This is a genomic window from Brevundimonas sp. UBA2416 (assembly GCF_002343105.1).
GTDB lineage: Bacteria > Pseudomonadota > Alphaproteobacteria > Caulobacterales > Caulobacteraceae > Brevundimonas.
In genome coordinates, this window is the sequence record NZ_DDRM01000002.1 from 22,977 (window position 1) to 33,039 (window position 10,063).

A 10,063-nucleotide genomic window follows, 5' to 3' on the forward strand; every position below is an offset into this window, starting at 1 on the left:
TCACCGCTCCGGCGCCGGGGCCGTGACCGGCGCCGATGGAGGTGAAGCGGACGCCGGCGGGGCGGACTGTGCCGGCGCGGCGGGCCCGACCGGATTGGCGGGCTGGGCCGCCTCGGCCGGCGTGGGCAGCTGATAGGTGACGCCCTCGCCCGGTCCCAACGGAATCTGCGCGGCCGCCCAGATGCCCGTAAGAATCGCGCCGGCGATGGTGAAGGCGACGGAGTAGGGCAGCATCACCGCCATCAGGCTGCCCAGGCCGAAATCCTTCACCCAGCGCTGGGCGAAGGTCAGGATCAGCGGGAAATAGACCATCAGGGGCGTGATGATGTTGGTGGTCGAATCGCCCATCCGGTAGGCGGCGGTGGTCATGTAGGGGCTGACGCCGACCAGCATCAGCATCGGCACCAGGATCGGCGCCAGGAAGGCCCATTTGGCCGAGGCCGATCCGACGAACAGATTGATCAGGGCGCTGACCAGGACAATGGTCACCAGAAGGACGAAGAGCTGCCCGGCTCCGATCGGATCGGTCGAGCCCGGCTCGATGCCGGACAGGCCCCGGATCTGTTCGGCGCCCGCCACAGCCATGATCGGTCCGAGACCGGACCAGTTGAACATGGCAACGAAATGCGCGGCCACGAAGGCCAGCACGATGTAGGGGCCCATGTCAGCCATGGCCTGGGACATCATTCTCACGATGTCGCGGTGATTGCGCACGGTCCTGGCCGCGACCCCGTAGGCGATGCCGGTCAACAGGAAAAGCATGAAGAAGGCCGCGACCAGCGACTGATAGAAGGGCTGCAGCCGGCCCGCGCCTGTCCCGGCTTCGGAGTCGATCAGCGGGGCCGCCGGCGAGAGCACCAGCCAGGCGAACAGGCCGACCACCAGCAGCGCCACCAGGCCGGCCCACAGCAGTCCCTTGCTCTGCTGGCGCTCCAGCGGCTTGTCGGCATCATCAATCGGCGCGCCGGGAATCGGCGTCCAGGCGCCCAGCCGCGGTTCGACGATCTTGTCGGTGACCCACCAGCCCACCGGCACGAACAGCAAGGTCATGCCGGCTATGAACCACCAGTTGCCGGCGATGTTGACGCTGAACGACGGATCGATCAGCTGGGCCGCCGGCTCGGTGATGCCCAGCAGCAGGGCGTCGAGCTGACCCGGGAAGATGTTGGCCGAGAAGCCGCCCGAGACCCCGGCGAAGCTGGCCGCGATGCCGACAACCGGATGGCGACCCGCGGCCGCGTACAGCGCAGCGGCAAGCGGGATCAACACCACATAGGCCGCGTCGGCGGCGTGGTTGGCGATAATGGCGACGAAGATCACGATCGGCGTCAGCAGCGCCTTCGGCGCCTGACGCACGCCTGCCTTCATCGCTGAGCCGAACAGGCCCGTGCGCTCGGCGACGCCGGCGCCCAGCATGACGACCAGCACATAGCCCAGGGGCGCAAAGCCGGTCAGCGTCTTGGGCATCTCCTGGAATAATTTCCGGATATTCTCGGACGAGAACAAACTCTGGGCCTGAATAACCTCCTGGGTCACCGGATTGACGACCTGCCAGCCCTGGGTGGAGCCGAGGACGCTGACCCCCATCAGGATGGCGATGAGCCAGACGAAGATGAACACCGGGTCGGGCAATTTATTGCCCGCCTTCTCAACGCCGTTGAGTAGCCAATTGCCGATGCCCATGCCCGTCATTCCTCCTGTCGCCGGCGCTTTGGGCCGACTATGCCAAGGACCGGGCGCGCCTGTCGAATTCGCGAGAAGGTGAGAACGAATCGCAATCAGTCGATCGATCAAAGCCGGGTTTGAACCGCGGCGAGCTTGCGTCTAGAAAGCGCCGAATCCGCCCCTCCCTTTGATGGCGGACAAGGTCCCTTCCGGATGAATGCATTCCTGCTCGAATATCTGCCGATCGTGATCTTTCTCGGGATCGCGACCGTGCTAGGCCTCGGTTTCATGCTGGCGGCCTGGGTGCTGGCCCCCAGGAATCCGGACAGCGAGAAGCTGTCCGCCTATGAGTGCGGCTTCAACGCCTTCGACGACGCGCGCATGAAGTTCGACGTGCGCTTCTATCTGGTCTCCATCCTCTTCATCATCTTCGATCTCGAGGTGGCCTTCCTGTTCCCCTGGGCGGTGTCGATGTTCGACCTGTCGCGCGCGGGCATGGTGTTCGCCTTCTGGTCGATGATGGTCTTCCTCGGCGTGCTGACCGTCGGGTTCATCTACGAATGGAAGAAGGGCGCGCTCGAATGGGAGTGACGACCAATACCGTCCCGCTGATCGGGGTCGGCAACCAGGGCGCTTCGCCCGTGGGCCCGGCGTCCTCGCGTCTGGCCACACCGATGAGCACGACCATGTTCAACACCGGCGCCCGTTCGTCGGTGGAGGGCTATGATCCGGCCATCCACGACAAATTCTTCGAGGCCGTGAATGCCGAACTGGGCGAGCGCGGCTTCATCACCACCTCGCTGGACGACGTCATCAACTGGGCCCGAACGGGTTCGCTGATGTGGATGACGTTCGGCCTGGCCTGTTGCGCCGTGGAGATGATGCAGGCCTCGATGCCGCGCTTCGACATGGAGCGGTTCGGCATGGCCCCGCGCGCCAGCCCGCGCCAGTCCGACCTGATGATCGTGGCCGGCACCCTGACCAACAAGATGGCCCCGGCCCTGCGCAAGGTCTACGACCAGATGCCGGACCCGCGCTATGTGCTGTCCATGGGCAGCTGCGCCAACGGCGGCGGGTACTACCACTACAGTTATAGCGTGGTTCGCGGCTGCGACCGGGTCGTGCCGGTGGACGTCTATGTGCCCGGCTGTCCGCCGACGGCGGAGGCGCTGCTGTACGGGCTGTTGCAGCTGCAGAAGAAGATCCGCCGGACCGGGACGATCGACCGATGAACGCGCTCGCCCGTATCGCCGAGATGGAGACCGCCCTGACGCCGTTGGGCGCCGAGATGGTCGGGGCGCTGGGCGTCGAGGCCCAGGTGGCTTTCGGCGAACTGACGCTGATCACCGACCGCGACAGCATCATTGAGGTGCTGACGGCGCTGAAGGACCGGTTCGGCTTCCACCAGCTGCTGGACCTCTGCGGCGTCGACTTCCCGGACCGCGAGGAGCGGTTCGAGGTGGTCTACCACCTGCTGTCGATGACCCGGAATGCGCGCGTGCGGGTCAAGCTGACGACGGACGAGGTCCAGCCGGTGCCCAGCGCCGTGGGCGTCTTCCCCTGCGCTGACTGGTTCGAGCGCGAGGCGTTCGACATGTACGGCATGCTGTTCTCGGGTCACCCCGACCTGCGCCGGCTGCTGACCGACTATGGCTTCCAGGGGCATCCGCTCCGCAAGGACTTCCCGATGACCGGGTATGTCGAAGTGCGTTATGACGAGGAGCAGAAGCGGGTTGTGTATGAACCCGTCAAACTGACCCAGGAATTCCGGAACTTTGATTTCCTGTCCCCGTGGGAAGGCGCCGAATATCCGACGACCGTCCTGCCCGGCGATGAGAAGGCGGGATGATCCATGAAGATGAATCGCGCAGCCATTCGTTCGGCGTCATCCTTCTTTCTGGTGACGTTCTCGACGGCGTTTCTGTTCACCCTGGGCGCGCGGCTGACCGGCTGGTTCACGCGGGCACCCGAGGTGGAGCCGGCGCAGCTGCAGTCGCTGGGCGTGGCCATCATGGTGGCCGTGGTCTGTCTGGCCGTCGGGGCGGGCATCCGGCGCCTGTCGGCCGGCGAGTTGCAGAGCGCGCTGCTGGGGGCCTCGGCGGTGTTGCTGTCGACGCCGCTGGCGCTGGCGGTGCTGACCGGCAACTGGGAGCTTTCGACCGCCGCGGTTTCGGGCATGGGCGTGCTGACGCTGGCCCTGGGCTGGCTTGTGGCGCTGACCCGCAAGGGCCGTTTGCACGACGAGGATTCCGTTGATGGCTGACGGCCACGCACCCACCACCCCGATCGGCGCCACCGACATCTTTGATGACGGCCTGACCGACCACGCCCGCGCGCTGGACGATCGGAAATTCACAATCAATTTCGGCCCGCAACACCCGGCCGCGCACGGCGTGCTGCGTCTGGTTCTGGAGCTGGATGGCGAGCTGGTCACGCGCGTCGATCCGCACATCGGCCTGCTGCACCGCGGCACCGAGAAGCTGATGGAGGCCCGCACCTACCTCCAGAACGTGCCCTATCTGGATCGCCTCGACTATGTCGCGCCGATGAACCAGGAGCACGCCTTCTGCCTGGCTATCGAAAAGCTGCTGGGCGTGGACGTGCCGTACCGGGCCCAGCTGATCCGGGTGCTGTATTCCGAGATCGGCCGGATCCTCTCGCATCTGCTGAACGTGACCACTCAGGCCATGGACGTCGGCGCCCTGACGCCGCCGCTGTGGGGCTTCGAGGAACGCGAGAAGCTGATGGTGTTCTACGAGCGCGCCTCGGGCGCCCGTCTGCACGCCAACTATTTCCGGCCCGGCGGCGTCCATCAGGACCTGCCGAACGACCTGATCGACGATATCGGCCGCTGGTGCCGTGAGTTCCCGGCCGCCCTGAAGGACATCGAGTCCCTCGTCACCGAGAACCGCATCTTCAAACAGCGCAACGTCGACATCGGCGTGGTGTCGAAACAGCAGGCGCTGGACTGGGGCTTCACCGGGGTGATGCTGCGCGGCTCGGACATTCCGTGGGACCTGCGCAAGTCGCAGCCCTATGAATGCTATGCCGACCTCGAGTTCGACATCGCCGTCGGCAAGAACGGCGACTGCTGGGACCGCTATCTGTGCCGCATCGAGGAGATGAAGCAGTCGGTGCACATCATGGAGCAGTGCATCCACAAACTGCGCAACTGCCCCGGCGAGCCGGTGATGGTCGAGGACAACAAGATCGTCCCGCCGCGGCGCGGTGAGATGAAGCGGTCGATGGAAGCCCTGATCCACCACTTCAAACTCTACACCGAAGGCTTCCGCACGCCCGAGGGCGAGGTCTATGCCTCGGTCGAGGCGCCCAAGGGCGAGTTCGGCATCTATCTGGTCTCGGACGGCACCAACAAACCCTATCGCGTCAAGATCTCGGCCCCGGGCTTCCGCTCGCTGCAGGCCATGGACTGGATGAACCGCGGCCACATGCTGGCGGATGTCTCGGCCATCCTGGGCTCGCTCGACATCGTTTTCGGAGAAGTGGACCGATGAGCGTTCGTCGTCTCGCCAAGGAACAGCCGGCCTCGTTCGCCTTCTCGAAGGCGACGAAGACGAAATGCGACTGGTGGATCGCCAAATATCCGATCGATCGTCGCCAGTCGGCGGTGATCCCGATCCTGTGGCTGGTGCAGAAGCAGGAGGGCTGGGTCTCCGAGCCCGCGATCCGCGCCATCGCCGAGCTGCTGGGCATGCCTTACATCCGGGTGCTGGAGGTCGCGACCTTCTACACCATGTTCATGCTGGAGCCGGTCGGCTCGGTCGCCCTGATCCAGGTCTGCGGCACCACGCCCTGCATGCTGCGCGGCGCGGGCGAGCTGATGGACGTCTGCAAGAAGAAGATCGGCCCGAAGGATACGCTCAGCGCCGACGGCCGCTTCACCTGGCAGGAAGTCGAATGCCTGGGCGCCTGCGCCAATGCGCCGATGGCCCAGATCAACGACTACTATTTCGAGGACCTGACCGCCGACAGCATGGCGCAGATCATCGACGACTTCTCCGCCGGCAAGAAGCCGAAGCCGGGCAGCCGCGTCGGCCGCACCAGTTCGGAGCCGGAAGGCGGGGCCCTGACCCTGACCGATCCGAAACTCTATGACGGCTCGGCGGGCAAGAAGATCAAGAAGCTGCCGAACTCTGACCCGGTGACGGCATGAGCCGGCCTGACCTGAGCGATGAGGCCAAGGTCGCCCAGTACCGCGCCGAGCTGCGGGCGGTGGGTCGCAACCAGCGGCTGGCCGGGTTCGCCCTGGTCATTCTCGGCGCTATCGCGGTCTGGGCTTCGGCCTCGGCCGGCGCCGCCGGCCCGGCTGTGCAGTGGGCCGGTTATGCGGCCTTGGCCCTCGGCTGGGCCCTGATGCTGGCCGCCATCTTTCTGCGCACCCGCTATCACCGCCAACGTATGCGGGAGACGAACTGAACCATGGTCGGTATCCTCGAAGACAAGGACCGCATCTTCACCAACCTGTACGGCTTCCATGACTGGACGCTGGAGGGGGCGAAGGCGCGCGGCGCGTGGAACGCGACCAAGGACATGCTCGACCTCGGGCGAGACTGGATCATCTCCAACGTCAAGAATTCGGGCCTGCGCGGCCGCGGCGGCGCGGGTTTCAGCACCGGCCTCAAGTGGTCGTTCATGCCGAAAGAGGTGAAGGACCGGCCGCACTATCTGGTCGTCAATGCCGACGAATCCGAGCCCGGGACCTGCAAGGACCGGGAGATCATGCGCCACGATCCGCAACTGCTGATCGAGGGCTGTCTGATCGCCAGCTTCGCGATGCAGGCGCACGCCTGTTACATCTATCTGCGCGGCGAATATGTGCTGGAACGCGAGCGCATGGAGGCGGCGGTCAAGCAGGCCTATGAGGCGAAGCTGATCGGCAAGAACAACGTCCATGGCTGGGATTTCGACGTCTACATCCACCACGGCGCCGGGGCCTATATCTGCGGCGAGGAGACGGCTCTGCTGGAGTCGCTGGAGGGCAAGAAGGGTCAGCCGCGACTGAAGCCGCCGTTCCCGGCCGGCGCAGGTCTCTACGGCTGCCCGACCACGGTGAACAACGTCGAGTCGATCGCGGTGGTGGGCACCATCCTGCGCCGCGGGGCCGAGTGGTTCGCGGGCTTCGGCCGGCCGAACAACACCGGCACCAAGATCATGTCGATCAGCGGCCATGTGAACCGGCCGTGCAATGTCGAAGAAGCGATGTCGATCCCGCTGCGTCAGCTGCTGGAAGACCACTGCGGCGGCGTGCGCGGCGGCTGGGACAATCTGAAGGCCATCATCCCGGGGGGCTCGTCCGTGCCGCTGATCACGCGCGAGATGTCGGAAGTCGCGCTGATGGACTTCGACAGTCTGCGCGACATGAAGTCGGGCCTCGGCACCGCAGCGGTGATCGTGATGGACCAGTCGACCGACCTGGTCCGCGCCATCGCCCGCATCAGCTATTTCTACAAGCACGAGAGCTGTGGCCAGTGCACGCCTTGCCGCGAGGGTACGGGCTGGATGTGGCGGGTGCTGGAGCGGATGGCCGTCGGCGAGGCTGATCCGTCCGAGATCGACCTGCTACTGGAAGTCTCGACCCAGATCGAGGGCCACACCATCTGCGCCCTCGGCGACGCCGCCGCCTGGCCGGTGCAGGGTCTGATCCGGCATTTCCGTCACGAGATCGAGGAGCGCATCTCCTCCTACCGCAGCCGCCGTGCGAATTTCGCCGGCCATGCGATCGCGGCGGAGTAGGGATGCGCGCAGCCGCCGTCATCGCTGTGACCGCTCTTGCTCTCGCCGCCTGTGGCGCCGAGCCGGAGAAGGCTGCGCCGACGCCGGTGGACGTTGTTTCGGCCGCCCCCCCGGCGTCTGACGCCGAGGTCGCCGCGCCGGTGGTACTTACCGGCTCCGACCTGCGCCGAGTGTGTCAGGCCGGCCTTGCAGAGATCCATGGGCAGGGGGTCGCCGACATCCAGATCGACGGACTTGAGGGCCGCATCGTGAATGCCTCCTGGCGCGCGCCGGTCGACGGTGGACGCCGCCGGGCGCAATGCCGGGTCGAAGGCGACCTGATCCACTGGAAGCCGGTCGATGCGACCGATCCGGGCCGAGACCGATGGATGAACCAGGCCGGCGATCCGGTGACACGGTTCGTCCTGGACGGCGAGACGGTGACCATCAACCAGACCCTGCCCGACAGCGGCGCGGTCGCAGGCGTCGAGGGGCAGGGCTGATGCGCGGCAAGGTTCTGAGCTACGACGACTACACCGGTTCCGGCCTGATCAGCGGCGACGACGGCGTGCGCTACACCTTTACGCGTGGCGCGCTCATGGGCGGCGCGCGCGAGGCCTTCGCGGGTTCGACAGTCGATTTCGAAATCGGCGACGGCGTGGCCACCAACATCTACATCATCAGCGGCGCGCCGCTGAACCTGTCGGGCGACAAGAACCGTATCGTCGCCGCCCTTCTGGCCTTCTTCCTCGGCTGGATCGGCATCCACAAATTCTATCTCGGCAAGACGACGGCCGGGGTGCTGATGCTGCTGGGAGGGACGATCGGCTGGATCACCTTCGGCATCATTCCCTTCATCGTCGGCGTCATCGCCTTCATCGAATTCATCATCTACCTGCTCAAATCAGACGGCGACTTCCACCGCGACTATGTCGCGGGGAACAAGTCCTGGTTCTGATCCGGTCCGCTTAGAAGAAACGCAGAGGTCGCGGCGAATGCCCATCGCGAAAGTCAACGGCGTAGAGGTCGAGTTCGAGCCCGGGATGACCGTGCTCCAGGTCGCCGAACGCGCCGGACAGGAGATTCCGCGCTTCTGCTATCACGAGCGGCTGTCGATCGCCGGCAACTGCCGCATGTGCCTGGTCGAGGTGAAGCCCGGACCGCCGAAGCCTCAGGCCTCGTGCGCCCTGCCGGCGGCCGAGGGCCAGGAAATCTTCACCGACACGCCGATGGTCAAGAAGGCCCGCGAAGGGGTGATGGAGTTCCTGCTCATCAACCACCCGCTGGACTGCCCGATCTGCGACCAGGGCGGTGAGTGCGATCTGCAGGACCAGGCCATGGGCTATGGCCGCGACGGTTCCCGCTATGCGGAGAACAAGCGCGCGGTCGAAGAAAAGAACATGGGGCCGACCATCAAGACCTTCATGACGCGGTGCATCCAGTGCACCCGCTGCGTGCGGTTCGTGACGGAAGTGGCGGGCGTGCCGGACATCGGCATGATCTCGCGCGGCGAGGACGCCGAGATCACCACCTATCTGGAGAAGGCGGTCGACAGCGAACTGTCGGGCAACGTCAACGACCTGTGTCCGGTCGGCGCCCTGACCCACCGGCCGTGGCAGTATCACTACCGCCCGTGGGAGCTGAAGAAGACCGAGACCATCGACGTCATGGACGCCCTGGGCTCGAACATCCGCGCCGACGCCAAGGGCGCCGAGGTGATGCGCATCCTGCCGCGCGTCAACGAGGGCATAAACGAGGAGTGGCTGTCCGACGTCAGCCGCTACGCCGTCGACGGCCTGCAGCGCCAGCGGCTGGACAAGCCCTGGGTGCGCGAGAACGGAAAGCTGCGCGCGGCCTCGTGGGACGAGGCCCTGGGCCTTGTGGCGGCCAAGCTGAACGCCGCGGCCGCGGACCGGATCGGCGTCATCGCCGGCGACCTGCAGGACGCGGAATCGATGAAGGCGGCGCTGGACCTGTTCCGCGCTCTCGGGTCGGCCAATACCGACTGCCGTCAGGACGGGTCGGCGCTGGGTTACGGTCCGCGCGAAGGCTGGCTGTTCAACTCGGGTCTGGCGGGCGTCGAGAATGCCGACGCCGTCCTGATCGTGGGCGCCAATCCGCGTACCGAGGCCCCGCTGCTGAACACCCGGCTGCGCAAGGCGTGGCTGGCCGGCAAGACGGAGATCGGCCTGATCGGCGAGCAGGTGAACCTGACCTATGACTACAGCTGGCTCGGCGCCGGTTCGAAGACCCTGGCCAAGCTGCCGAAGGCGGCGACGGACTTCCTTTCGAAGGCGGAGCGTCCGGCGATCATCGTCGGCGCGGGTGCGGTATCGGGCCCGGACGGCGCAGCTGTGCTGAACGCCCTGGGCGCTCTGGCGCAGAAGGTCGGCGTGGTCGCCGCCAAGGACTCTGGCGTCTGGAACGGCTTCAACGTCCTGCACAGCGCGGCGTCGCGGGTGGCCGGTCTCGACATGGGCTTCGTCCCGGCAACGGGCGGCAAGACGGCGGCGGAGATGGCGGCCAAGGGCGCGCTGGACGTGCTGTTCCTACTCGGCGCCGACGAGATTGACCTGTCGAAGTCCAAGGCCTTCCGCGTCTATCTGGGCAGCCACGGCGATCGCGGGGCGCACGGCGCCGACGTGATCCTGCCGGGCGCGGCCTA

Annotated in this window: 12 protein-coding genes; 11 read left to right on the plus strand and 1 reads right to left on the minus strand. The window is 66.0% G+C overall.

Annotated features, from left to right (window positions below; genetic code table 11):
• Window positions 1–1,683 carry an AbgT family transporter gene (locus B3E43_RS00290; protein ID WP_292025817.1) on the minus strand — a complete coding sequence of 561 codons (1,683 nt, stop codon included), beginning with the start codon at window positions 1,681–1,683 and terminating at the stop codon, window positions 1–3.
• 195 nt (window positions 1,684–1,878) lie between these two features.
• Between B3E43_RS00290 and B3E43_RS00295 the strand changes: the two genes are divergently transcribed.
• From B3E43_RS00295 to nuoG, 11 genes are all read left to right on the plus strand, one after another.
• Window positions 1,879–2,256 (plus strand): NADH-quinone oxidoreductase subunit A, encoded by a 378-nt coding sequence (locus tag B3E43_RS00295; protein ID WP_292025819.1) that lies wholly within the window; start codon window positions 1,879–1,881, stop codon window positions 2,254–2,256.
• Entirely contained in the window at window positions 2,226–2,897 is a 672-nt protein-coding gene (locus B3E43_RS00300; protein ID WP_414631325.1) for a NuoB/complex I 20 kDa subunit family protein, read from the plus strand. Before B3E43_RS00295 ends, B3E43_RS00300 begins: the two co-directional genes overlap by 31 nt.
• A gap of 23 nt (window positions 2,898–2,920) precedes the next feature.
• On the plus strand, window positions 2,921–3,514 hold the full coding sequence (locus tag B3E43_RS00305) for an NADH-quinone oxidoreductase subunit C (protein WP_292025944.1): 594 nt from the start codon (window positions 2,921–2,923) through the stop codon (window positions 3,512–3,514).
• Window positions 3,515–3,517: 3 nt separating this feature from the next.
• Window positions 3,518–3,928: a hypothetical protein gene (locus tag B3E43_RS00310; RefSeq protein WP_284220502.1), complete on the plus strand. Its 411-nt coding sequence runs from the start codon at window positions 3,518–3,520 to the stop codon at window positions 3,926–3,928.
• On the plus strand, window positions 3,921–5,180 hold the full coding sequence (locus tag B3E43_RS00315; protein WP_292025827.1) for an NADH-quinone oxidoreductase subunit D: 1,260 nt from the start codon (window positions 3,921–3,923) through the stop codon (window positions 5,178–5,180). Before B3E43_RS00310 ends, B3E43_RS00315 begins: the two co-directional genes overlap by 8 nt.
• Complete coding sequence (nuoE, locus tag B3E43_RS00320) at window positions 5,177–5,839, plus strand: NADH-quinone oxidoreductase subunit NuoE (RefSeq protein ID WP_292025828.1); 663 nt, start codon at window positions 5,177–5,179, stop codon at window positions 5,837–5,839. Before B3E43_RS00315 ends, nuoE begins: the two co-directional genes overlap by 4 nt.
• Window positions 5,836–6,102 carry a hypothetical protein gene (locus B3E43_RS00325; RefSeq protein WP_292025830.1) on the plus strand — a complete coding sequence of 89 codons (267 nt, stop codon included), beginning with the start codon at window positions 5,836–5,838 and terminating at the stop codon, window positions 6,100–6,102. The genes nuoE and B3E43_RS00325 overlap by 4 nt, the downstream gene beginning before the upstream one ends.
• Window positions 6,103–6,105: 3 nt before the next feature.
• Window positions 6,106–7,419 carry an NADH-quinone oxidoreductase subunit NuoF gene (gene nuoF / locus B3E43_RS00330; protein ID WP_292025832.1) on the plus strand — a complete coding sequence of 438 codons (1,314 nt, stop codon included), beginning with the start codon at window positions 6,106–6,108 and terminating at the stop codon, window positions 7,417–7,419.
• Window positions 7,420–7,421: 2 nt separating this feature from the next.
• Window positions 7,422–7,901 (plus strand): hypothetical protein, encoded by a 480-nt coding sequence (locus B3E43_RS00335; RefSeq protein WP_292025835.1) that lies wholly within the window; start codon window positions 7,422–7,424, stop codon window positions 7,899–7,901.
• Complete coding sequence (locus tag B3E43_RS00340; RefSeq protein ID WP_292025838.1) at window positions 7,901–8,356, plus strand: TM2 domain-containing protein; 456 nt, start codon at window positions 7,901–7,903, stop codon at window positions 8,354–8,356. The genes B3E43_RS00335 and B3E43_RS00340 overlap by 1 nt, the downstream gene beginning before the upstream one ends.
• Before the next feature lie 37 nt (window positions 8,357–8,393).
• Window positions 8,394–10,063: NADH-quinone oxidoreductase subunit NuoG (gene nuoG / locus B3E43_RS00345; RefSeq protein WP_292025840.1), on the plus strand; the 1,670-nt coding region annotated here is incomplete at its 3' end.